Source organism: Paenirhizobium selenitireducens ATCC BAA-1503 (assembly GCF_000518785.1).
Taxonomy (GTDB): domain Bacteria; phylum Pseudomonadota; class Alphaproteobacteria; order Rhizobiales; family Rhizobiaceae; genus Allorhizobium; species Allorhizobium selenitireducens.
This window is the reverse complement of sequence record NZ_JAEG01000001.1, coordinates 410711-431231: the sequence shown is the minus strand read 5'-3', so window position 1 is coordinate 431231 and position 20521 is coordinate 410711. Positions and strand designations below refer to the sequence as shown.

24 protein-coding genes are annotated in these 20521 nt (G+C 64.4%); 5 read left to right on the top strand and 19 right to left on the bottom strand.

Features of this window, described 5'->3' with window-relative positions; translation table 11 throughout:
* Positions 1 to 137: 137 nt before the first annotated feature.
* From grxD to L867_RS0102125, 5 genes are all read right to left on the bottom strand, one after another.
* The gene (gene grxD / locus L867_RS0102145; RefSeq protein ID WP_028735355.1) at positions 138 to 470 is read right to left on the bottom strand and encodes a Grx4 family monothiol glutaredoxin; all 333 of its coding nucleotides are present in this window, start codon (positions 468 to 470) and stop codon (positions 138 to 140) included.
* A gap of 113 nt (positions 471 to 583) precedes the next feature.
* The gene (locus L867_RS0102140; protein ID WP_028735354.1) at positions 584 to 811 is read right to left on the bottom strand and encodes a hypothetical protein; all 228 of its coding nucleotides are present in this window, start codon (positions 809 to 811) and stop codon (positions 584 to 586) included.
* A gap of 30 nt (positions 812 to 841) precedes the next feature.
* On the bottom strand, positions 842 to 1075 hold the full coding sequence (locus tag L867_RS0102135; RefSeq protein ID WP_028735353.1) for a BolA/IbaG family iron-sulfur metabolism protein: 234 nt from the start codon (positions 1073 to 1075) through the stop codon (positions 842 to 844).
* A 32-nt stretch (positions 1076 to 1107) separates the two neighbouring features.
* Complete coding sequence (gene purL, locus L867_RS0102130) at positions 1108 to 3330, bottom strand: phosphoribosylformylglycinamidine synthase subunit PurL (protein WP_028735352.1); 2223 nt, start codon at positions 3328 to 3330, stop codon at positions 1108 to 1110.
* A gap of 146 nt (positions 3331 to 3476) precedes the next feature.
* On the bottom strand, positions 3477 to 4895 hold the full coding sequence (locus L867_RS0102125) for an aminotransferase-like domain-containing protein (protein ID WP_028735351.1): 1419 nt from the start codon (positions 4893 to 4895) through the stop codon (positions 3477 to 3479).
* 82 nt (positions 4896 to 4977) lie between these two features.
* On the opposite strand from L867_RS0102125, the gene L867_RS0102120 reads away from it, so the two are divergent.
* Positions 4978 to 5256 (top strand): DUF1127 domain-containing protein, encoded by a 279-nt coding sequence (locus L867_RS0102120; RefSeq protein ID WP_028735350.1) that lies wholly within the window; start codon positions 4978 to 4980, stop codon positions 5254 to 5256.
* An 88-nt stretch (positions 5257 to 5344) separates the two neighbouring features.
* Here the strand turns inward: L867_RS0102120 and L867_RS0102115 are convergent, their stop codons facing one another.
* From L867_RS0102115 to purC, 6 genes are all read right to left on the bottom strand, one after another.
* A complete protein-coding gene (locus L867_RS0102115; protein WP_028735349.1) occupies positions 5345 to 5911 on the bottom strand; it encodes an acyloxyacyl hydrolase in 567 nt (188 codons plus the stop codon).
* A 114-nt stretch (positions 5912 to 6025) separates the two neighbouring features.
* Positions 6026 to 6409, bottom strand: a complete 384-nt coding sequence (locus L867_RS0102110) for a hypothetical protein (RefSeq protein WP_028735348.1) — start codon at positions 6407 to 6409, stop codon at positions 6026 to 6028.
* 47 nt (positions 6410 to 6456) lie between these two features.
* Positions 6457 to 7128 carry a phosphoribosylformylglycinamidine synthase subunit PurQ gene (purQ, locus tag L867_RS0102105; protein ID WP_028735347.1) on the bottom strand — a complete coding sequence of 224 codons (672 nt, stop codon included), beginning with the start codon at positions 7126 to 7128 and terminating at the stop codon, positions 6457 to 6459.
* On the bottom strand, positions 7125 to 7382 hold the full coding sequence (locus L867_RS0102100; RefSeq protein WP_028735346.1) for a hypothetical protein: 258 nt from the start codon (positions 7380 to 7382) through the stop codon (positions 7125 to 7127). The genes purQ and L867_RS0102100 overlap by 4 nt, the downstream gene beginning before the upstream one ends.
* A gap of 18 nt (positions 7383 to 7400) precedes the next feature.
* Positions 7401 to 7643 (bottom strand): phosphoribosylformylglycinamidine synthase subunit PurS, encoded by a 243-nt coding sequence (gene purS / locus L867_RS0102095; RefSeq protein WP_028735345.1) that lies wholly within the window; start codon positions 7641 to 7643, stop codon positions 7401 to 7403.
* Positions 7644 to 7665: 22 nt separating this feature from the next.
* Complete coding sequence (gene purC / locus L867_RS0102090; RefSeq protein WP_028735344.1) at positions 7666 to 8430, bottom strand: phosphoribosylaminoimidazolesuccinocarboxamide synthase; 765 nt, start codon at positions 8428 to 8430, stop codon at positions 7666 to 7668.
* 234 nt (positions 8431 to 8664) lie between these two features.
* Between purC and L867_RS0102085 the strand changes: the two genes are divergently transcribed.
* Positions 8665 to 8979 (top strand): DUF1476 domain-containing protein, encoded by a 315-nt coding sequence (locus tag L867_RS0102085; RefSeq protein WP_028735343.1) that lies wholly within the window; start codon positions 8665 to 8667, stop codon positions 8977 to 8979.
* Positions 8980 to 9024: 45 nt separating this feature from the next.
* On the opposite strand, the gene L867_RS24345 is transcribed toward L867_RS0102085, so the two are convergent.
* From L867_RS24345 to L867_RS0102070, 3 genes are all read right to left on the bottom strand, one after another.
* A complete protein-coding gene (locus L867_RS24345) occupies positions 9025 to 11577 on the bottom strand; it encodes a sensor domain-containing protein (protein WP_269748256.1) in 2553 nt (850 codons plus the stop codon).
* 118 nt (positions 11578 to 11695) lie between these two features.
* Complete coding sequence (locus L867_RS0102075) at positions 11696 to 12244, bottom strand: RBBP9/YdeN family alpha/beta hydrolase (RefSeq protein WP_028735342.1); 549 nt, start codon at positions 12242 to 12244, stop codon at positions 11696 to 11698.
* 86 nt (positions 12245 to 12330) lie between these two features.
* A complete protein-coding gene (locus L867_RS0102070) occupies positions 12331 to 13785 on the bottom strand; it encodes a ferredoxin reductase family protein (protein ID WP_028735341.1) in 1455 nt (484 codons plus the stop codon).
* A 180-nt stretch (positions 13786 to 13965) separates the two neighbouring features.
* Here L867_RS0102070 and L867_RS24340 point away from each other — a divergent pair, with 180 nt between their 5' ends.
* Complete coding sequence (locus L867_RS24340; protein WP_051438762.1) at positions 13966 to 14436, top strand: low affinity iron permease family protein; 471 nt, start codon at positions 13966 to 13968, stop codon at positions 14434 to 14436.
* A gap of 80 nt (positions 14437 to 14516) precedes the next feature.
* Here L867_RS24340 and purB read toward each other — a convergent pair whose 3' ends face one another.
* From purB to rpe, 4 genes are read right to left on the bottom strand one after another with little or no spacing between them, the layout of a single operon-like run.
* The gene (purB, locus tag L867_RS0102060) at positions 14517 to 15818 is read right to left on the bottom strand and encodes an adenylosuccinate lyase (protein WP_028735340.1); all 1302 of its coding nucleotides are present in this window, start codon (positions 15816 to 15818) and stop codon (positions 14517 to 14519) included.
* Positions 15819 to 15877: 59 nt separating this feature from the next.
* A complete protein-coding gene (locus L867_RS0102055; protein ID WP_232363856.1) occupies positions 15878 to 16405 on the bottom strand; it encodes a hypothetical protein in 528 nt (175 codons plus the stop codon).
* The gene (locus L867_RS0102050) at positions 16402 to 17094 is read right to left on the bottom strand and encodes a DUF2259 domain-containing protein (protein ID WP_051438761.1); all 693 of its coding nucleotides are present in this window, start codon (positions 17092 to 17094) and stop codon (positions 16402 to 16404) included. Before L867_RS0102050 ends, L867_RS0102055 begins: the two co-directional genes overlap by 4 nt.
* Before the next feature lie 35 nt (positions 17095 to 17129).
* On the bottom strand, positions 17130 to 17807 hold the full coding sequence (rpe, locus tag L867_RS0102045) for a ribulose-phosphate 3-epimerase (RefSeq protein WP_028735337.1): 678 nt from the start codon (positions 17805 to 17807) through the stop codon (positions 17130 to 17132).
* Positions 17808 to 17978: 171 nt separating this feature from the next.
* On the opposite strand from rpe, the gene L867_RS0102040 reads away from it, so the two are divergent.
* Positions 17979 to 18743: an SDR family NAD(P)-dependent oxidoreductase gene (locus L867_RS0102040; protein WP_028735336.1), complete on the top strand. Its 765-nt coding sequence runs from the start codon at positions 17979 to 17981 to the stop codon at positions 18741 to 18743.
* Between the two features lie 16 nt (positions 18744 to 18759).
* Here L867_RS0102040 and L867_RS0102035 read toward each other — a convergent pair whose 3' ends face one another.
* Entirely contained in the window at positions 18760 to 19839 is a 1080-nt protein-coding gene (locus L867_RS0102035) for a branched-chain amino acid ABC transporter substrate-binding protein (RefSeq protein ID WP_028735335.1), read from the bottom strand.
* Between the two features lie 186 nt (positions 19840 to 20025).
* Between L867_RS0102035 and L867_RS0102030 the strand changes: the two genes are divergently transcribed.
* Positions 20026 to 20520 (top strand): flavin reductase, encoded by a 495-nt coding sequence (locus L867_RS0102030; RefSeq protein WP_028735334.1) that lies wholly within the window; start codon positions 20026 to 20028, stop codon positions 20518 to 20520.
* Position 20521 lies beyond the last annotated feature (1 nt).

Below are 20521 nucleotides of genomic sequence, written 5' to 3'. Positions count from 1 at the left end.
CGCAAATTGGCGGGCGCCGGCTGTAACGTTGTAGACATGGCTCAATATCCAAAACAGAGATAAGGCGTTGCTTGGGGCAACGCCTTGAAAAAGGTGAGTAAATGACGAAATCCGCTAAACGCGGATGACGGATCGGGTCAGGCAGCGCCGCGAACGGCGACGCCCTGGTCCTCGAAATGCTTCTGCAACTCGCCCGCCTGGAACATCTCGCGGATGATGTCGCAGCCACCGACGAATTCGCCCTTGACGTAGAGCTGCGGAATGGTCGGCCAGTTGGAATAGTCCTTGATGCCCTGGCGGATCTCGTTGTCGGCGAGCACGTTGATGCCCTTGTAGTCGACGCCCACGTAGTCGAGGATCTGGACGACCTGGCCGGAGAAACCACACTGCGGGAACTGCGGCGTTCCCTTCATGAACAGCACCACGTCGTTGCTCTTCACTTCATTGGCGATGAAATCTTGGACGCTCATGGGATATCCTTTCACATGCGGTTTCAAGGGCCGCTGTCTCGATTGTGCATTCTAAATAGCAAGCAGTCGCCGTCTTTGCCAGAGCGCAAATAAGCATGACTGGCCTGCGTCGGTCAGCGGGTCCGCTGACGGCTGCGATTGGCGGCGGTGCGCCGGCGACTGACCTGCTTCTTCGCCGGCTTGCGCGGGCGGCTGGTCTTCCTGACGAAACGGCCGGTGGTGGCCGAGCGGGTCTGCCGCTTGCGGCGACGCGTCGTGCCGCGGCCGGTGGTCTTCTTCAGGATCTCCTTGAGCACACCCTGAACGACGTTTTCGATCACTTCCTTGACGAGATCAGCCATCTGACGCTTCCTTGTCGTTTTCCTGGCGCTTCAGTCCGGAATGGAGGTTTGCAGGGCGAGCGCATGCAGCACGCCGCCCATGTTGCCCTTCAGGGCGTCATAGACCATCTGGTGCTGCTGAACACGCGACTTGCCGCGAAACGCCTCGGCCACGACTTCGGCCGCATAATGATCGCCATCGCCGGCGAGGTCGCGGATGACCACCTTCGCGCCGGGGATGCCGGCCTTGATCAGGTCTTCGATGTCACCGGGTTTCATAGCCATGTCTGCTTCTCCTGCGTATGCGAAGCACCGCCTCAGGCGATGCTGCCGTCCATGTAGCGAGGGAACCACGATTCATGCGCCGAACGCAATTCCTCAATTGCGACGGGACGGGAGTCGCCCAGCACGACATTGTTACCGCCGGTGCGGCCGATCCACGGGCAGAAGACGCCAGCGGCTTCGGCCCGCATCTGGACCGCATCGACATTGTTCTGGGTGACGGTCAGCACGTAACGACCCTGGTCCTCACCATAGAAGACTGCGATCGGATCGGCGTCGTTGAGCGCGTTGATGGTGGCGCCGATGCCCGAGGCCATCGCCATTTCGGCAACCGCCAGCGCCAGCCCGCCCGACGAGCAGTCGTGCACTGCCGTGGCCAGGCCGTCCTCGATCAGGCCGCGGACGAAGTCGCCCACCTTCTTTTCGTGGGCGAGATCGACATGCGGGGCCGGGCCATCGGTGCGGCCGTGGATGTCGCGCAGATAGACCGACTGGCCGAGATGGCTGCCCCAGCCCGACGGCGCGCCGGCGAGAAGCACGGCTTCTCCCTGGGCGGCAAAGCGGATGCGGGCCATCTTGGCCCAGTCCTTCAACAGCCCGACGCCGGCAATGGTCGGGGTCGGCAGGATGGCTTGGCCGTTGGTTTCATTGTAGAGCGAGACATTGCCCGAGACGATCGGGAAGTCGAGCGCCTTGCAGGCCTCGCCGATGCCCTTGATGGCAAAGACCAGCTGCCCCATGATTTCCGGCTTTTCCGGATTGCCAAAATTGAGGTTGTCGGTGGCCGCGAGCGGCAGGGCGCCGGTCGCGGTGATGTTGCGCCAGCATTCGGCAACCGCCTGCTTGCCGCCTTCGAACGGATCGGCCTCGACATAGCGCGGCGTCACGTCGGAGGAGAAGGCCAGCGCCTTCTTCGGATGGGTGTCGACGCGCACCACGCCGGCATCGCCGCCCGGCAGCTGCAGCGAATTGCCCTGGATCAGCGTGTCATACTGTTCATAGACCCAGCGGCGCGAGGAATTGTTCGGCGAGCCGACCAGCTTGACCAGCGCATCGGCCACGTCGGCCTGCGGCACGTCGTTTTCGGCCAGCGGCGCCGGGGTCTTCGGCTCGACCCAGGGGCGGTCGTATTCCGGCGCCTGGTCGCCGAGATCCTTGATCGGCAGGTTGGCGACTTCCTCGCCCTGGTGGATGATGCGGAAACGCAGGTCGTCGGTGGTGTGGCCGACGATGGCGAAGTCGAGGCCCCACTTCACGAAGATCGCCTTGGCGACCTCTTCCTTGGAGGGCTCGAGCACCATGAGCATGCGCTCCTGGCTTTCCGACAGCATCATTTCATAGGCCGTCATGCGCTCTTCGCGCACCGGTACCTTGTCGAGGTCGAGTTCGATGCCGAGGTCGCCCTTGGCGCCCATTTCGACGGCCGAGCAGGTAAGGCCGGCGGCACCCATGTCCTGGATGGCGATGACGGCGCCGGTCTGCATCAGTTCGAGGCAGGCTTCCAACAGGCACTTTTCGGTGAAGGGGTCGCCGACCTGCACGGTCGGACGCTTTTCCTCGATCTGCTCGTCGAATTCGGCCGATGCCATGGTCGCGCCGCCGACGCCGTCGCGACCGGTCTTGGCGCCGAGATAGACGACCGGCAGGCCGACGCCCTTGGCTTCCGAGAGGAAGATGGCGTTGGACTTGGCGAGACCCGCGGCAAAGGCGTTGACGAGGATGTTGCCGTTGTAGCGGGCGTCGAACTCGACTTCGCCGCCGACGGTCGGCACGCCGAAGGAATTGCCGTAGCCGCCGACGCCGGCAACGACGCCGGAAACCAGATGGCGGGTCTTCGGATGGTCAGGCGATCCGAAGCGCAGGGCGTTCATGGCGGCGACCGGGCGGGCGCCCATGGTGAAGACGTCGCGCAGGATGCCGCCGACGCCGGTCGCAGCGCCCTGGTAGGGTTCGATATAGGACGGGTGGTTGTGGCTTTCCATCTTGAAGACCACGCAGTCACCATCATCGATATCGACGACGCCGGCATTTTCGCCCGGGCCCTGGATGACACGCGGTCCCTTGGTCGGCAGGGTCTTCAGCCATTTCTTCGACGACTTGTAGGAGCAGTGCTCGTTCCACATGGCCGAAAAAATGCCGAGTTCGGTGAAGGTCGGTTCGCGGCCGATCAGGTCGAGGATCCGTTCGTATTCGTCCGGCTTCAGCCCGTGCGAGGCTACGAGTTCGGGGGTGATCTGGATCGTGTTGGGGATCGTCATCGCTGGTCCTGGATAGCCTGCCGGAAATCGGGGTTTGGGCGCTTCTTTAGCGCATGAATGGCAATGGTGCGACAGGAAAATGCGGCTGACGGCAGGCTCTGTCCAAAGCTTTGTCGCAAGGCAGGCCGCCAGCGCCCCTCTGGTCTTCAGGCGATGCTGTCGTAACCGGCGCCGCCGTTCTCCAGCAGGCGTCGCACGATGGCGAAACCGGCGCGTACCTCGTCACGGTGCTGCGGCGACGAGAAACTCAGACGGACCCGGTGGAGCACCTTTTCCGAGCGCCCGGCCTTGAACTCGTCCTCGTCGTCGATCAGCACGCCCTCGGTAAGGGCTGCGTTCTTGAAGGTGCCGGACAGCCACGGATCGGGCAATGCCAGCCAGAGGAAGGGAACGGCGGAGTTCGACACGAAGTCGAAACCTGAAAGATAGTCCCGCGCCAGCGCCTCGCGCGCAGCGATCTCTTCGGCGCAGGCCGCCCGGATGCGGGCCGCATCGCCTGACAGGACCAGCCGCGCACAGAGCTCGGCGAGCAGGAAGGGCATTCCGCCGGTCATCATCTTGTGGGCGATGCGCACGCGCTGGGCAAAATGCGGCGGGCAGGCCACCCATCCGCCACGCACGCCGGCGGCGACCGACTTGGACAGGCCGCCGACCATGAAGGTGCGCTCGGGCCCGAGCTGGGCGAGCGGGGGAAGGGGCTCCGGCGACATGGCGCCGTAGAGATCGTCCTCGATCAGCCAGACGCTGTGGCGCCGCGCCACGTCGACGATCGCCTGGCGGCGCTCGAGCGACATGGATGCCAGCGTCGGGTTCTGCGCCGACGACATGAGGAAGGCGACCTTCGGATGCTGCTGGGCGCAGACGCGTTCGAAATCCTCCGGCAACACGCCCCCGGCATCGCTCTCGACGAGGATGGTGCGACGTCCGGCCAGTCCCGCGGCGCGGCTCACCTGCGAATAGGTCAGGTGCTCGAACACGACCTTGTCACCCGGTGACGTCACGGCGGTGATAACCGCCATGATGCCGGCATGGGCGCCAAGCGTCGGCACGATGTCGCGCGGGGCCGGAGCCCAGTCTCCCTTGCTCAGCCATTTGGCGCCGGCCGCGAACCAGTGATCGGGGAAGCTGCGCGTATAGCTGGCGATGTCGGCCGGATGGTCGCGGAGGATCGCTGCGATATGGCTCTGCAGATAACTGCCCTGGCCGACATCCGGTGCCGCGGTGCTGTCGAAGCGGATCTTGCCCGGCGGCGGCGTGATGGCCCGGGTGCCGACGAGGGATGCCGTCACCGGATCGAGATTGGCCTCCGGCGGCGCGTCGTGCGTGTCGCGCACGAAGGTGCCGCGCCCCACTTCGCCGCTGACCAGCCCCCGCTCGTGGACCAGCGCGTAGGCGCGGCTCACCGTGCCGATGGTGATGCCGAGGTCATAGGCCAGATTGCGCTGCGGCGGCAGCTTCGCGCCTGCCGGCAGGGTGCCGCCGGTGATCGCCGTCTCGATCTGGTCGGCGAGGCGCACATAGATCGGGCCATTGCCTTGTTGAAGGTCGGGGAGCCAATTTGTCATCATGACAATCCAATACATTGTCACGCCTATTCGGTCAATATAGAGCGATTGTATCGAAAATCTTCCCGGACACAGGTGCAATATGACTGATTCAGCACGATATATGAGTTCAATTGATACAATATATCCGGATGGCTATGCCCGTGAGACGCTGTTCCGTTCTCCGGGCGACATGCTGACGCCGTCGGTGCGCCCGAAGCGGTTTCTTGCGCGGCTGTGGCGGGGGCTGTCCCATTGGCAAATGAAGCGGGCCGGACGCCTCGCATTGCACGATCTTACCGACGATCAGCTGCGCGATATCGGTCTGACGCGGATCGATGCCGAGCGGGAGGTTCAGAAGTCGCGGTTGCTTATGCTCTGATCAGACGGCGGGGCCGCAGCCCAGCCGGCGATCCAAGCCATGGGTGCCAAGACCGAAACGGCCACCGCCTTGGATGGGCCTTTGACTTCTAGAACTTGTAGGCGAGCGAAAGGCCGGCGTGGCTGATGCCGTCATTGGGGTCGCAGAGGTCGGCATTCGACGAGTGGTCGATGGAGGCGACGATGTCGAGCTTGTCGGTCAGGCGAAAGCCGGCCGCGGCGGATTCGCGGAACATCAGGGTGCAACCCAGCTTCGGGCCGTTGGTGCCGTCGTCCTTGTTGTCGCCGTTGTGCGCGGCACCACCGAACCCGAGCTCCACATAGAAGCGATCGGTGATGTCGACGGTCCAGGCGAGGCCGGCGAAGATCTGGCTGGCTTCGCCGGCACTGCTGACGGATGCGCCGACGTTGACGCGCGGCCGCAGAATGACGTCCTGCCAGGTGGCGGCATTGGCCCGGTCGAGCGGGTCGAAATAGAGCGCGACGGTGGGGAAGAAGCCCGGCTCGAAGGTGCTGCGCGCCTGGATCGATCCGGTAACGCCGGCACGGACTTCCTTGATCGACCAGTCAGCCGCCACGACGTCTCGCGCGACAAGCGGGCTGAACGCAAAGGCGGTAACAGCGAAGGCAAGGCGCATGGAGTCGTTGAAAGTCATGGTCGATCCAGCTCGAATCCGGGCAATTTCGAGGCAGACGCTAGCACACGTATTTGTGAATGGCGATGGGCTATTGGTTGGATGCGCCGCGAAACATGCCCATTACCGGGACTGTCAGCAGGTCTTGGATCCCTTGGACCAGCGCGTGACGTCCGAAGCGATACGTCCGGCGACAGGCTCGCTCATCATCGGGCCAAATGCGTCCAGCCGTGCGGGCTTGCCGTCGGCCTGAACGACGAGCAGCGGGCGGATGTCGCTCGAACCCTTGCGCACCAGGAGAATGCGCGGCTTGCCGGAGAAGGAGTTGAGTTCCGGCGCCATGGCATAGGCCTTGAAGGCCGGATCGCCGGACTTGATCCAGCAATTGTTGGCTCCGACGGCTACGCGCTCCATGACATCGAGCGCCGACTGCCCGCGGGCCGTCGGCGCCTTCGGTTCGGCCTGACAGGAAGCGAGTGCCAGCAAGGAGAGGAGAAGAAGGCTCAGGGCAGGGCGCATGCGGGGTGCTTTCCGGTTAAGAACCCGGCCTTCTATCACTTGTCTGGTTAAGCGGCGATTACGTCGAGAGCGGAGGCGAAGATGCCCCGCCCGTCATTGCCGCCATGGGCCGCTTCGATCAGGTTTTCCGGATGGGGCATCATGCCGAGCACGTTGCCCTTCTCGTTGATCACGCCGGCGATGTCGTTGATCGAGCCGTTCGGATTGGTTCCCTCCGCATAGCGGAAGACCACCTGACCATTGCCTTCGATCGCACTCAGCGTCTCGGCGTCGGCGAAATAGTTGCCGTCGTGATGGGCGACCGGGCAGCGGATGATCTGGCCCTTGGCATAGGCGCGGGTGAAGTCGGTCTCGGCGTTGACCACCTCGAGCTTGATTTCCTTGCACACGAACTTCAGCGAGGCGTTGCGCATCAGGGCGCCGGGCAAAAGGCCCGCCTCAAGCAGAATCTGGAAGCCGTTGCACACTCCGAGCACCTTGACGCCACGCTCGGCAGCGGCCTTGACTGCCTGCATGACCGGCATTCGTGCGGCGATCGCGCCGCAACGCAGATAGTCGCCGTAGGAGAAGCCGCCCGGAATGACGATCAGGTCGACATCCGGAAGGCTCGTCTCGGTCTGCCAGATGGTGACCGGTACGTGGCCCGAAATCTTGGTCAGCGCGGCGATCATGTCGCGGTCGCGGTTGAGGCCAGGAAGTTGCAGAACGGCGGATTTCATGGGTGGGGCTCAAACCTTGCTTGTGCTTCCTGGAGCTCCCGCAGCTCCAGGCGATTTTCGATACGATCGAGGCGGTCGAGAACCTGCGTCATCGTTCCGCGCATATTGTTGAAATCGCCTTGTAGAAGATGCATGTAGTTACGAAGCGAGGCAATGTCCTGACGTGTATCGCGCTGACCTTCCTTGATCGTCGTGATATCAGCTTGCAGTTTTCGCAAGATTTCGAACATCAGTTCCTGCGTCTGGTCGGCCATCGCTCCGCTCCATTACCTTCAGGCGATGGCGATAGTATAGTTCTCGATCACGGTGTTGGCGAGGAGCTTTTCGCACATGGCCTTCAGGTCGGCTTCGGCCTTGGCCTTGTCCGAGCCTTCGACTTCGAGATCGAAGACCTTGCCCTGGCGGACATGGCCGACGCCTTCGAAGCCGAGTGCGCCGAGCGCGCCCTCGATCGCCTTGCCCTGGGGATCGAGAACGCCGTTCTTGAGGGTTACGGTCACGCGTGCCTTGATCACTCTTAAAGTCTCCCTGGGCTTGTTACTTTACCAGCACCGGGCCGGTGCCGCGCAGCGGCTCGTTTTCGTTGATGATGCCGAGGCGCTTGGCCACTTCCTGATAGGCTTCGAGCAGGCCGCCGAGATCCTGGCGGAAGCGGTCCTTGTCGAGCTTTTCGTGCGTCTCGACGTCCCACAGCCGGCAGCTGTCCGGCGAGATTTCGTCGGCGAGGATGATCCGCATCATGTCGCCTTCATAGAGGCGGCCGCATTCGATCTTGAAGTCCACGAGCTGGATGCCGATGCCGAGGAAGAGGCCCGACAGGAAGTCGTTGACGCGGATGGCAAGCGCCATGATGTCGTCGAGCTCGGCCGGATTGGCCCAGCCGAAGGCGGTAATATGCTCTTCCGAGACCATCGGGTCGGCGAGCGCATCGGACTTATAGTAGAATTCGATGATCGAGCGCGGCAGGACGATGCCTTCGTCAATGCCCAGGCGCTTGGCGAGCGAGCCGGCGGCGACGTTGCGCACGACGATCTCAAGCGGGATCATCTCGACTTCCTTGATCAACTGCTCGCGCATGTTCATGCGGCGGATGAAGTGGGTCGGGATGCCGATCTTGTTGAGGTGCGTGAAGAGATATTCGGAAATGCGGTTGTTGAGAACGCCCTTTCCGTCGATGACTTCGTGCTTCTTCTTGTTGAATGCGGTTGCATCGTCCTTGAAGAACTGGATCAGCGTGCCGGGCTCCGGACCCTCGTACAGGATCTTGGCCTTGCCTTCGTAAACACGGCGGCGACGGTTCATGGCTGGTTTTTCTCTGTTGTTGGCGTCACACATGGGGACGCAAGTGGATTGTCGAAGCGGTCCCTTAGCGGAAAAGATGGGTTTTCACAATGCAACAGTTGTCGCCCCGATTGAAATCGTCCAAAGCATAGGCGCGCTTGGGGAATCAACTAAGTTCGCATTGCACTTTGTACCGCCTTTTGATTAATGGGGGAACGAAACCCGCATGGTGGCGGCATATTTTGGGAGACGCAGATGAGCGGCATGAGTGATCGCGAAAAGGCATTCGAGAACAAGTTCGCGCACGACCAGGAACTTCGTTTCAAGGCCGAGGCACGGCGCAACAAGCTGCTCGGCCAGTGGGCCGGCGGGCTGCTCGGCAAGGCCGACATCGATGCCTATGCCAAGGAAGTGGTCGCCTCCGACTTCAACGAAGCCGGCGACGAAGACGTTCTGCGCAAGGTCGGCGGCGACCTGAAGGCCGGCGGCGTTTCCGTCACCGACGAGGAAATCCGCGCCAAGATGCAGGAACTGCTGGTCGTTGCCGTCGCCCAGATACAGGGCGAGTAATCGCTGGGAATTGCCTGAACAAGCCGGGCGCCGGATGGCGCCTGGTCAGGATGCGGGGCCTGTGCGGCGCCAGTCCTGACGGCTGATGAAGCCGATCGTGTCCTCGAACGGCATGGGCACCGCCAGGCCGTAGCCCTGCAGGACGTCGCAGCCGAGCGAGCGCAACACGCGCACATGGCCGGCCGTCTCCACCCCTTCCGCCACCACCCGGATGCCGAGCGACCGGCCGATGTCGATGATCGAGCCGACGAGGTTGCGGCGCGCCCGCGATTCGGCCACCTTCTGAACCAGTTCCCGGTCGATCTTCAGCGTCCTGGGGCTGAGCCGCAACAGGCTGACGATCGACGCATGGCCGGTGCCGAAGTCGTCGATCTCGAGTTCGATCCCGAGCTTTCTCAGATGTCGCAGGTTTTCCATCGCCTGCTCGTCGTTCTCGTCGAGGAAGATGGATTCCAGCAGCTCGAAGGAAACGGTTCCGGGCTTGAACGACAGTGCGTTGAGCTTGTGCTTCAGCGCCGGGTCATGCAGCCGGCGGGAGGAGACGTTGACGGAGATCTTCGGGATCTCCAGGCCGTGCTCATTCCAGCGCTTCAGGTCGACCAGTGCCCTCTCGAGGATCAGGCCGTCGATGTCGGCGACGGCGCCGATCTCCTCGGCTATGGCAAGAAAGGTCTCCGGCGTCAGGATGCCGCGTTCGGGGTGTCGCCAGCGTGCCAGGGTTTCGGCGCCGACGACGTCCAGGGTGTCGGCGTCGAACTGGAACTGGTAATAGGGCAGGAATTCGTCCCGTTCGAGCCCGCGAAGGATCTCGTCGCCAAGGCGCCGGCTGTCCTTCATGCGGTCATGGCGGTCGAGCGAGAAATAGGCATAGCGGCCGCGGCCGCTGTTCTTGGCGTGGTAGAGGGCGATGTCGGCGTTGAGCAGCAGCTGGCGCGGATCGGTCCGCCCCTTGGCGTCGCAGGCGATGCCGATGCTGGCACCGAAGCGGCAGTCCTGCCCCTCATAGGTCACCGGTTTGCGCAGCTCGTTGATCAGCCGGTCGGCGAGCGCCGATAGCCGGTGCCGCTTTCCGTCGAAGCGGGCCACGAAGACGAACTCGTCGCCGCCGATGCGGGCGACGAAATCCCCTTCGCGGACGTTCTCGCGCAGGATGCGGGCCGCATGACGCAGCATGGCGTCCCCCGCGCTGTGGCCGAGCGTGTCGTTGATCTGCTTGAAGCGGTCGAGATCGATGTGGAGAATCGCAAGGCCGTTGGCGCCCCGCCGGTCGTCTCGCGAAAGCTGTTCCAGCAACTCGTCGAGATAGCGGCGGTTGGGAAGGTCGGTCAGGTGATCGTGGAGCGCGATATGCTCGATCCGCTCCTTGGCTTTCTCCAGATCACGATTGCGCGCCTCGGCCAGTGTCTTGGCGCGCTCCAGCTCCTTGTGCAGGGCGAGGTCGGCCGTCACGTCCCAGTTCGCGCCGATCATCTTGCGGTGCCCGTCGCTGTCGATGAAGGGCAGGGTGCGCGAGCGGATATAGCGGGTGGAGCCGTCTCCGAGCACGACCCTGTATTCGTCGGAGAAGGGCAGCAGATTTTCGACGTGATGCTCGACCTTCTTCATCACGCGGTCGGCGTCTTCGGGATGAAGCATCTCCTCCCATTCGCCGCCGATGCGAACATGCGAATCGCCGTCGAGGCCGAAGATGGTTCGCATGCCTGCGTCCCAGTCGGCGGTGCCGGTGGTGAAATCGGCCTCGAACACGCCGATGCGCGAGACGTCGAGCGCCAGTTTGAGACGGCGCGACATGCGGTTGAGCGCTTCTTCCGATGCCTTTCGTCCGGTGATGTCGGTATCGGTGCCGATGATGCGCACCGGCTGGCCGGCGTCATTCCACTCGACGCAGGCGCCGCGGCATTCGATCCACATCCAGTGTCCCAGCTTGTGCCGCTCGCGATAGTCGAAGGTCATATAGGCCGGGTCACCGGCGTTCTGGCGCTCGATGGCGTGCAGGACCCGCTCGCGATCGTCCGGGTGCAGCAGTTCAAGCCATTCCTCGGAATTCGGCGGCGGCTCGCCGGGCGCGAGGCCGCGGATCGACCGCCAGACGTCGGAATAATACATCGAACCGGTATCGAGGCGCAGGTCCCATACGCCCGAGGAGGAACCGACGAGCGCATTGTTCCAACGGCTCTCGCGTTCGACCAGATTCGCCTCGCTGTCCTTGAGGGCGGTCACATCGGTGAACTGCAGGAGAAGCGCCGGACCGTGGTTGGGGATCGGAACGGGTGCCGCATTGGCAATGAGCCACCGGCGCGTTCCATCCGGCAGCAGCACGGAGAACTCCACCTTGCGTAGGCTCCCCGTGGCCGCCAGCGCGGCGGCCAGCATGGCCTGAAAGGCGGCCCGGTCTTCTGGCGCAAGCAGGGCCGACAGAACTGCGCCCTCCAGGGATCTGACATGGGCAAAGAGCGTACAAAAGAGCGCGTTGGCGGAGGTGATGCGTCCCTTGCCGTCGAGCATGGCGCTCGCCAGGGGCAGATGGGCCAGCCAGGCGGCTGGTCCGTCGCCACGCGTCGTTGTGGGGTATGCGGATGCTTGGACACTCTGGCGCAACGGCTACTCTTTCGAAAAATCAATTTCGAGTTGCGCGCTATGGTAGATATCGAGAATTAAGGTCGGCTTAATGGAGAGGCGGCGACAAGGTCTCATGGTGGGACAAAGCGCCGCGGCCCTATAGCCGGCTCAGGAACTGGGCGAAGACCATGGTGCCTTCCGGCCAGGGGCCGTGGCCGGAGTCCGCGTTGATGTGGCCCGACTCGCCCGCATCGACCAGCAGCGAACCCCAGGCATTGGCGATGTCGTCCGCGTGCTCGTAGGTGCCGAAGGGGTCATTGCGGCTGGCGACGGTGATCGACGGAAAGGGCAGCGGTTCGCGCGGGTAGGGGCCGAAGGTCATCAGGTGCTTGGGACGGATCGCCGGATTGGCGACATCCGGCGGAGCGACCAGGAAAGCGCCGGCAACCTTGTCGGCGATGTGCGGCACCGCATGGATCAGCGTCGGCACACCGAGCGAATGGGCGACCAGCACCACCGGCCTGGTCGAGGCATTGACCTCTTCGATCAGGCGGGCAACCCAGTCCTCGCGCACCGGCTTCGACCATTCCGCCTGTTCGACGCGGCGCGCGGTCGACAGCCGCGACTGCCAGCGCGTTTGCCAGTGATCGGGTCCGGAATTGGTGTAACCCGGAATCATGAGGATGTCGGCGTCGGATGCTTTCATGTCGCCTTATCTGCTGTCGAAGCGCCCGCACGTCAAGGGGTTGCGCCTTGTCCGGCCCGGCAAAAATCCTGCTGCGCGGGATCCTGCTAGGCGGCGGCGATGAGGGCCACGGACAGCACGCTGGCAAAGACCGTGGCCATGAGGGCGAGGAAGCGCCGACGGACCGCATGGCAGACCGCGTCATTGCCGGCGTCGAAGTCGAAGCGTTCCATGACGATGCCGTCGAGCGGCAGACCGGCTTCGAGCAGGATCGCCACGGCGCTTTCCATCATCGGCGGCGGACCGCAGACAAAGGCTGTCGTTTCCCCGGGGTCCAGCCCCTGGAGCACCCGTCTGATGTGATCGGGGCTGCAGGCACCGATTTCGCAGCTTTCGCCGTCGCCGCCACGATCCGCGAGGAAGATGGCCTGAAAATCCAGCCCGGCCATCAACGCCGGGATTTCCTCGCGAGCGACATGATCCCGTGGAGTGCGCGCGCCGGCGATCAGGCGGATCGGTCTAATGTCGCGCGCGGCGGCGAGTTCGCCCAGGAGGCTCATCACCGGCGCGATGCCGATGCCGCCGGCCAGCAGCAGCAGAGGCCCGGAGCCGGCCTCGTGGAGCGTGAAGCTGCCATGCGGCCCGTCGACGCCGACCGGCATTCCCGGAGCCAAGTGAGGCACGGCAGCCGTCATGTCGCCGGCATTGCGGATGAGGAAGCGCAGGCGCGGCAGATCGGACGGGGCCGAGGCGATGGAAAAGGGATTGTCGGTGACCGTATGGCGCCGGCCGATGGTCAGCCAGCCGAACTGGCCGGCCGCGAAGGAGAAACGATCCGGCCGGTCCGTCGTCAGCACCAGTTCGGCCACGGTCGGGCTGAGCAAGCGGGCGGATTCGACCTTGAAGCCGGGGCGGAAAGCCTGGAGCGGCCGCAGGACATAGACCACGAGAAGCGATGACAGCGCGAGCAGCGCGACCGCGAGGATGGCGGTGGCGCCGAAGGGATCGGCCATGAAGCGCGCATGGGTGAAGGCGTGCTGCAATGACAGCGCGACGAGAGCCACGGCTAGTAGCCCATGACCGATCCGCCAGGCCTGGTAGGGAATGATCCGTCCGCGCAGATGCTTGCCGGTGAGGACGAGGATCACGGCCAGCCCTGCCGCCACGATGCCGGATGCGAGGTCGGGCGTGGTCATGTACAGCACCAGGCGCTGCCAGAGCACGTCGAGGCTGCCGTCCCTTCCTCTGAACAAGAAGAAGGCCACGTGCAGCAGGATCATCCACAGAGCGCCCACCGCCGCGAGGCGGTGAAAACCCATGGTGCGGTCGAGGCCGATCCGGCCCGAAATCACCTCGAAGCGACCGGAGGTGGCGAACTGCATCATGAACATCGCCAGCGCCGCGACACCGGTGGCGCGGGCCAGAACGGGGTAGACGGTCGGCGAGTTGAGGCCGCCGCTGAACGACGCGAGGAGGACGGGGCCGGCCGTCAGGATCAGATAAAGAGCGGCGAGCGATCGGCCGGAAAAGGCCCAGGGTTGCGGCTGTGCGGATCGTGCCATGCTTTCCCCTGTTCCATCCGGTGCCGCGCAACGGTCATGCATATAGGATCGTCTATGTGTAGAAGGATAGTTGCCGGCGAAGCAGCGCCAAGTCAACGTGACACGTGACACGTGATGCCGGCCGCCGGGAACCATCGCAAGATGCGCGCGTTACTCTGCACCTTTCGCAGGGAGTGAGCGATGGCCGACCGCGTGAATGTCTTTGCCCGTTTTGCTTCGGCGGTGTCCGAATGGTCCGGTCGCCCGACGATCTTCTTCGCCGCGCTCGGCTTGCTCTGTCTCTGGGCGCTGACGGGACCCTATTTCGGCTATTCCAGCACATGGCAGGCGCTCGCCAGCACCGGCGCGACGCTCATCACCTTCCTGATGGTGTTCATCCTGCAGAACGCGCAGATGCGCGATACCCGCGCCATCCAGACCAAGCTCGACGAACTGATCCTCACCAGCCAGGGCGCCCAGAACCATTTCATCGGCATCGAAAGCCTCGATGAAAACGAGTTGAAGAAGCTCAACCGGCTGTTGGCGAAGGCGGCCGTGGCGGACGGCGCCGCGCGCGGCGAGCGGCTCGAGGAGGTCGAGCGCCATGTCGAGGAGGCGATGGAGCAGGACGGCGGCGAGGAGAAGAGGGCAAAGGCCGCCGGGTCCTCCTAAGCCTAGGAAGCTTCGTTCCGGACGCGTATCAAGAGAAGCCGACCGGCATGCATCTGCACGCCGGTCGCAGTTCGAAAGGATCAGCCGAAGACGCGCTTGAAGATCGTGTCGACGTGCTTGGTGTGATAGCCGAGGTCGAACTTCTCGCGGATCTCTTCCTCGGAGAGAGCGGCCCGCACTTCCGGGTCGGCGAGCAGTTCCTCGAGGAAGTCGGCGCCCCGTTCCCAAACCTTCATGGCGTTGCGCTGCACCAGGCGGTAGCTGTCCTCGCGGGAAACGCCGGCCTGGGTGAGCGCCAGGAGAACCCGCTGGCTCATCACCAGACCCTTGAACTTGTTCATGTTCTTCAGCATGTTTTCCGGGTAGATCACCAGCTTTTCGACGACGCCGGCCAAACGGTTCAGGGCGAAGTCCAGCGTGATGGTGGTGTCCGGGCCGATGGCGCGCTCGACGCTCGAATGGCTGATGTCGCGTTCGTGCCACAGCGCCACGTTCTCCATGGCCGGCACGACCGACATGCGCACCAGGCGGGCAAGGCCGGTCAGGTTCTCGGTCAGCACCGGATTGCGCTTGTGCGGCATGGCCGACGAGCCCTTCTGGCCGGGCGAGAAGAACTCTTCCGCTTCCAGAACCTCGGTGCGCTGCATGTGGCGGATCTCGATCGCGACGTTTTCGATCGACGAGGCGATGACGCCGAGCGTCGCGAAGAACATGGCATGGCGGTCGCGCGGGATGACCTGGGTCGAGACCGGCTCGGGCACGAGGCCGAGCTTTTCGCAGACATGCTCCTCGACGCTGGGGTCGATATTGGCAAAGGTGCCGACGGCGCCGGAGATGGCGCCGGTGGCGATCTCGGCGCGGGCGGTGACCAGGCGGGCGCGGTTGCGGGTCATCTCGGCATAGAAGCGGGCAAAGGTCAGGCCCATCGTCGTCGGCTCGGCATGGATGCCATGGCTGCGGCCGATGCGGACCGTGTCCTTGTGTTCGAAGGCGCGGGTCTTGAGCGCCGTCAGCACCCGGTCCATATCGGCCAGCAGCAGGTCGGCGGCGCGCACCAGCTGGATGTTGAGCGTGGTGTCGAGCACGTCGGACGAGGTCATGCCCTGGTGGACGAAGCGGCTGTCCGGGCCGATGAATTCGGCGAGATGGGTGAGGAAAGCGATCACGTCATGCTTGGTGACGGCCTCGATCTCGTCGATCCGGTCGACGTCGAACTTCGCCGCGCCGCCCTTTTCCCAGATGGTCCGGGCGGATTCCTTCGGGATGACGCCGAGTTCGGCGAGCGCATCGCAGGCATGGGCCTCGATCTCGAACCAGATGCGGAACTTGGTTTCGGGAGACCAGATGGCGACCATTTCAGGCCGGGAATAACGCGGGATCATCGGACGTTCTCACTTTACGGCTGGAGTTGGCGTCGCTTTAGCAAAGACGGGCGGCAATCTCAACGGCTGCGGCGCGCATGAAGGATGCTGGCGCCGATCAGCAGGATCAGGCCAAAGGGCAGATAGTGGCGGATGCCGAGCACGGCGAACTGATAGACGGCGGAGGCGGAGGTAAAGGCGAACTGGAAGAACCAGATCACCGTGCCGAACGGCTGGTGCCACTGCGCATAGAATTGCCGGTAGTGCAGGGCAAAGAGCAGCGCGGTCAAGGCCGCGGTGCCGGCACCGAGGAACAGGAAGGCCGCGGCAAAGCGCGTCTCGGGCGGCCGGGCGAGGCTGGCAAAGCGCACGAGCGGCAGGGCGGCGATCCAGCCGAGGGCAGCACCGGTGAAATACAGGCCGAGGACGATCGCCCTGTGGCTCCCCGGCAGGCGGTGCAGGCCATAGGCGGAGAAAGTGACCGACAGGGCGATGAGCAAGCCCCAGAGCAGCGCGCCGAACAGCCATTCGGCGATCGGCGGCCGGCTTGCGGCGAGGCGTGCGCGAAATCCGAAGGTGGGTCGGGGATCGGGCGAATGCAGCGTCACGGGCGGACCGGGACGGCGATCCAGCGGCCGTCATTGCCTTCGAAGCCGCGGCTGAGCACGTTGACCAGCGCCATGTGCAGGGCCGCTCCGCCGAGCGGCGAATAGGTGACCGCGCCGCCGAGGCGATAGCCGACAGTGCAGCCGCGACTGGCCGGCACGCTCTTGTCCTCGTAGACCAGTTCGTCAGCCGGGCTCCCGTCCTTTTCCGTCATCTTCAGGCGGAAGGCGGCCAGCGCATCGACCTGGCCGACGCAGAAGCCGGCCGGCGCGACGGAGAATTCCTCGATCTTCAGCGTATAGGCCTGTCCGAAGGCCGGGTCGGCCGGATATTCCACATAGCGCAGTTCGTGTTTCTCCACGCCCACCTCGCTCACCGGATTGAAGGCGACCAGACTGCCGGGATTGTCGCCGAGTTCGTATTTTCCGATGAGCGGCTGTGCCTTGTCCATCGCCGCCCGGCGCGCATCGGACAGGCCGGCGTTCTCGTCGTCGAGACGGATGCGGATCGGCGTGCCCGGCAAATAGGCGTCCTTGACCGTGTCGATCACATAGATGTTGGAATAGGGAAAGCCGGAACCGTCCTGGATTCCGTATTCCTCGAAGGCGTAGACGCTGCCGTCATCGGAAAAGCCGATCGACTGAACCGCCGCGATATCGCCGGCCACGGCCGGTGCGGCGGCGAAGATCATCGCCGTGGCCGCCCCGAGCCATGTCCGCAATTTTGTCAACGACGCCCCTCCAGTGCAGCTTTTTTCAAAGTGTCGACCGTTTTGCGGTAGTCGTCAACGCCTTCGCCCTTGTAGACGGCCGATCCGGCGACCAGGACATTGGCGCCGGCGGCGGTGACGAGCGGAGCCGTCTCGGCCGTGACGCCGCCGTCGACCTCCAGGTCGATCGGGCGGTTGCCGATCAGCATGTTGGCCTGGGCGAGCTTGGCGGTCGCCTGGGGGATGAACTTCTGGCCGCCGAAGCCGGGGTTGACGCTCATGATGAGGATCAGGTCGAGATCATCGAGGACGTTTTCCAGGACCGAGACGGGGGTCGCCGGATTGAGCGAGACACCGGCCTTCTTGCCGAGCGAGCGGATCTTCTGCAGCGAGCGGTGCAGGTGGGGACCGGCTTCCGCATGCACGGTGATCACGTCGCAGCCGGCATCGGCGAAGGCTTCGAGGAAGGGATCGGCCGGCGAGATCATCAGGTGGCAGTCGAACACCGCCTTGGTGTAGGGGCGCAGCGCCTTGATGACGGCCGGACCGTAGGAGATGTTCGGCACGAAATGGCCATCCATGACGTCGAGATGGATCCAGTCGGCGCCGGCTTCGACGACGTCGGCCACTTCCTGGCCGAGCTTGGCGAAATTGGCGGCAAGGATCGAAGGGGCGATCAGCAGGGGGCGGGTCATGGGCAAAACTCCGGGATGTCCAGCGGTTCGGGGCGCGTTTCGGCCAGCCCATAGCACCGCCTCGCACCCCCGGCAACACTGCGAAGGTCTGCCCCGAAGCACTCGCCCCTTGACCCCGGATCGAGGCTTGTTCACTTCTGGGCCACAGCAAACGCAGTGAGGAGACGCGCAATGGGACGGTATGCGATCATCACCGGAGGCAGCAGCGGCATCGGGCGGCATCTGGTTTCGGCCTTCGTCGAGGCCGGCTATCAGGTCGCGTTTACCCATCGGGATACGCCGGACGCTGCGGAAGCCGTGGCGGTCGAGGCTATGGCCAATGGCGGCCAGGCGCGGGCTTTCGAGTCCGATGTCGGCGATGCCGCGTCGGTTTCCCAACTGATGGACGAGGCCTCGGCCTGGTTCGGCGACGCCCCCGACGTGCTGGTCAACAATGCCGGCATTCAGACCTGGTCGCCGCTGCTCGACCTGTCCGAGGAAAGCTGGGACGCGGTCATCCGCACCAATCTCAAGGGCTGCTTTCTCAATACGCGCGAGGCGGGCCGGCGCATGGTGGCGGCGGGCAAGGGCGGGGCGATCATCAATATCGGTTCGGGCTGCAACAAGCTCGCCTTCCCAGGCCTCGTCGACTACACCGCCTCGAAGGGCGGCATCGAGCAGTTCACCAAGGTGTCGGCCGTGGAACTCGGACCGCATGGCATCCGCGTCAACTGCGTCGCACCCGGCGCCATCGAAACCGAACGGACGCGGGCCGAAGCGCCCGACTATGCCGAGACCTGGGGCCGCGTCACGCCGCTTCGCCGGGTCGGAACGCCGGCCGATATCGCCGGCCCCGTGCTCTTCCTCGCCGGCCCGCAGGCGGCTTACGTCACCGGGCAGACGCTCTGGGTTGATGGTGGGGTCTTCACCCAGGCCTTCTGGCCCTATTCGTCCTGAGGTCTGCCGATCCGTCCTATTGGCCCGGTGCCGGCGGGGCGACGAAGGCGCCCTGTCGCCATTCCAGCAGGCGATAGGGATTGTCGGTCAGTTCGTGTTGCTCATCGAAGGCGATCGGCCCGATGACGGTGTCGAAATGCGCCTCGCCCAGCGCCTGCGCCAGGGGCAGGGACAGCGCGCCGGCGGCACCCGCTGCTTCGGCAACGGCCGTCACCGCAGCATGGCCGGGCAGCACGTAGCCTTCCGGTTCGGTGCCCCCCGCCTTGAGTTCTGCGACGACCCCCTCGGCGGTCGGCAGGGCGGCATAGTCGGGCAGGGTCACGGCCAGCACGCCATCGGCCAGCGGGACCGGCGTGTCCGCCGCATTCATCGCTTCCCCGCCCATCAGGGTGAGGGCAGCACTTTCGGCAGCTGCGTCCCGGGCGATGATGGCGACGTCGGTGCGGTCGCCGCCGATGAAGACATGCGTCGCGCCGGCCTTCTTCAACCGGCGCACCAGCGCCACCTGCTGTTCCTGGCCGGGGCGGAAGGTGTCGGTGAAGACGGGCTTCAAGCCGCGCTCCTCCAGCGCGTTGCGGATCGTCTCGGTCAGCTCCCGGCCATGGATGGTGCCGTCCTCGATCAGGGCGAAGGCGGCACCCGACCAGTCGCGCAGGATCACTTCGCTCAGCCGTTCGGCCTCGTCGTCGGTCGTCGGAGCCATGCGGTAGAGCGGCCAGCCGTTCTTCAGCGCGTCTTCCATCACGCCCTTCCAGCGCACCGAGAGCGTCACGGCCGGAATGCCGGCGTCTTTCAGGGGCTCAAGGGCGCCGTCGAGCGATTCCGAGCAGAGAAAGCCGATGGCCGCCTTCGACCCCGATTCCTGCACCTGCCGGGCAATGGCCGGTCCGCTGTCGGGCTCGCAGCTTTCCTCGATCAGAGCGAGTTCCAGCCCGAGCTTTTTGGCCGCAAGGCTTGCGCCGTCGCGCATCTGGTTGCCGAGCATGGCGAAGGGGCCGGTCTGGGGCGCGACCAACGCGATCTTCGGCCCCTCGGCCAGCGCCGGGGCGGCGGCGGTCAGCAGGAACAGGACGGGCAGCAGCATTCGGCGGGGCATGGCGGACTTGTCTTCCTGTTCGTCGGAACGGTCGGCGCCATCCTATCTGCAGGCGACGGGGGTCGGCAACGTCAAACGCGGTCGCTGGGAAGCGCGAAAAATCCGATGCGTTGTGGAAAACGTAAACCTTGGAGGCCATATTGACGGTCAATATGCCAAAAGGGCGAAAGCACCCCGGAGAAGAGATTGTTGAACTCGCAGCAGATGGACCCCGTCGTCTACCGGGAAGCGATGAGCCGCTATGCCGGCCATGTGCAGATCGTCACGACCGAGTACGAGGGCGTCAGACGCGGCGTCACCATCACGGCGGCCTGCTCGGTGTCCGACCGTCCGCCGAGCCTGCTCGTCTGCCTCAACAACGGCAATGCGAACAATGCGGTCTTCTTTGAAAGCGGCTATTTCGCGCTGAATACGCTTGGCGCGCATCATCAGGCGCTCGCCAATGCCTTTGCCGGCTTCGGTGGACTGGCGCCCGACGACCGGTTCGCGCTGGCCGAATGGCAGGCGCTGGTGACCGGCGCACCCGTGCTTGCCGATGCGATTGTCTCCTTCGACTGCCGCGTCACCGACAGCAAGGTGACGGCGACCCATACCGTGCTGTTCGGCGAGGTCAAGGCCGTGCATTTCGGCCCGCCCGAGGCCTCGCTCATCTATCTGGACCGCGGCTATCGCAGCCTGTAAG

Bases quoted from the DNA above. Each gene is read 5' to 3' on its own strand.
- grxD (WP_028735355.1), bottom strand. From the start codon at position 470: ATGAGCGTCCAAGATTTCATCGCCAATGAAGTGAAGAGCAACGACGTG.
- L867_RS0102140 (WP_028735354.1), bottom strand. From the start codon at position 811: ATGGCTGATCTCGTCAAGGAAGTGATCGAAAACGTCGTTCAGGGTGTG.
- L867_RS0102135 (WP_028735353.1), bottom strand. From the start codon at position 1,075: ATGGCTATGAAACCCGGTGACATCGAAGACCTGATCAAGGCCGGCATC.
- purL (WP_028735352.1), bottom strand. From the start codon at position 3,330: ATGACGATCCCCAACACGATCCAGATCACCCCCGAACTCGTAGCCTCG.
- L867_RS0102125 (WP_028735351.1), bottom strand. From the start codon at position 4,895: ATGACAAATTGGCTCCCCGACCTTCAACAAGGCAATGGCCCGATCTAT.
- L867_RS0102120 (WP_028735350.1), top strand. From the start codon at position 4,978: ATGACTGATTCAGCACGATATATGAGTTCAATTGATACAATATATCCG.
- L867_RS0102115 (WP_028735349.1), bottom strand. From the start codon at position 5,911: ATGACTTTCAACGACTCCATGCGCCTTGCCTTCGCTGTTACCGCCTTT.
- L867_RS0102110 (WP_028735348.1), bottom strand. From the start codon at position 6,409: ATGCGCCCTGCCCTGAGCCTTCTTCTCCTCTCCTTGCTGGCACTCGCT.
- purQ (WP_028735347.1), bottom strand. From the start codon at position 7,128: ATGAAATCCGCCGTTCTGCAACTTCCTGGCCTCAACCGCGACCGCGAC.
- L867_RS0102100 (WP_028735346.1), bottom strand. From the start codon at position 7,382: ATGGCCGACCAGACGCAGGAACTGATGTTCGAAATCTTGCGAAAACTG.
- purC (WP_028735344.1), bottom strand. From the start codon at position 8,430: ATGAACCGTCGCCGCCGTGTTTACGAAGGCAAGGCCAAGATCCTGTAC.
- L867_RS0102085 (WP_028735343.1), top strand. From the start codon at position 8,665: ATGAGCGGCATGAGTGATCGCGAAAAGGCATTCGAGAACAAGTTCGCG.
- L867_RS0102075 (WP_028735342.1), bottom strand. From the start codon at position 12,244: ATGAAAGCATCCGACGCCGACATCCTCATGATTCCGGGTTACACCAAT.
- L867_RS0102070 (WP_028735341.1), bottom strand. From the start codon at position 13,785: ATGGCACGATCCGCACAGCCGCAACCCTGGGCCTTTTCCGGCCGATCG.
- L867_RS24340 (WP_051438762.1), top strand. From the start codon at position 13,966: ATGGCCGACCGCGTGAATGTCTTTGCCCGTTTTGCTTCGGCGGTGTCC.
- purB (WP_028735340.1), bottom strand. From the start codon at position 15,818: ATGATCCCGCGTTATTCCCGGCCTGAAATGGTCGCCATCTGGTCTCCC.
- L867_RS0102050 (WP_051438761.1), bottom strand. From the start codon at position 17,094: ATGATCTTCGCCGCCGCACCGGCCGTGGCCGGCGATATCGCGGCGGTT.
- rpe (WP_028735337.1), bottom strand. From the start codon at position 17,807: ATGACCCGCCCCCTGCTGATCGCCCCTTCGATCCTTGCCGCCAATTTC.
- L867_RS0102040 (WP_028735336.1), top strand. From the start codon at position 17,979: ATGGGACGGTATGCGATCATCACCGGAGGCAGCAGCGGCATCGGGCGG.
- L867_RS0102035 (WP_028735335.1), bottom strand. From the start codon at position 19,839: ATGCCCCGCCGAATGCTGCTGCCCGTCCTGTTCCTGCTGACCGCCGCC.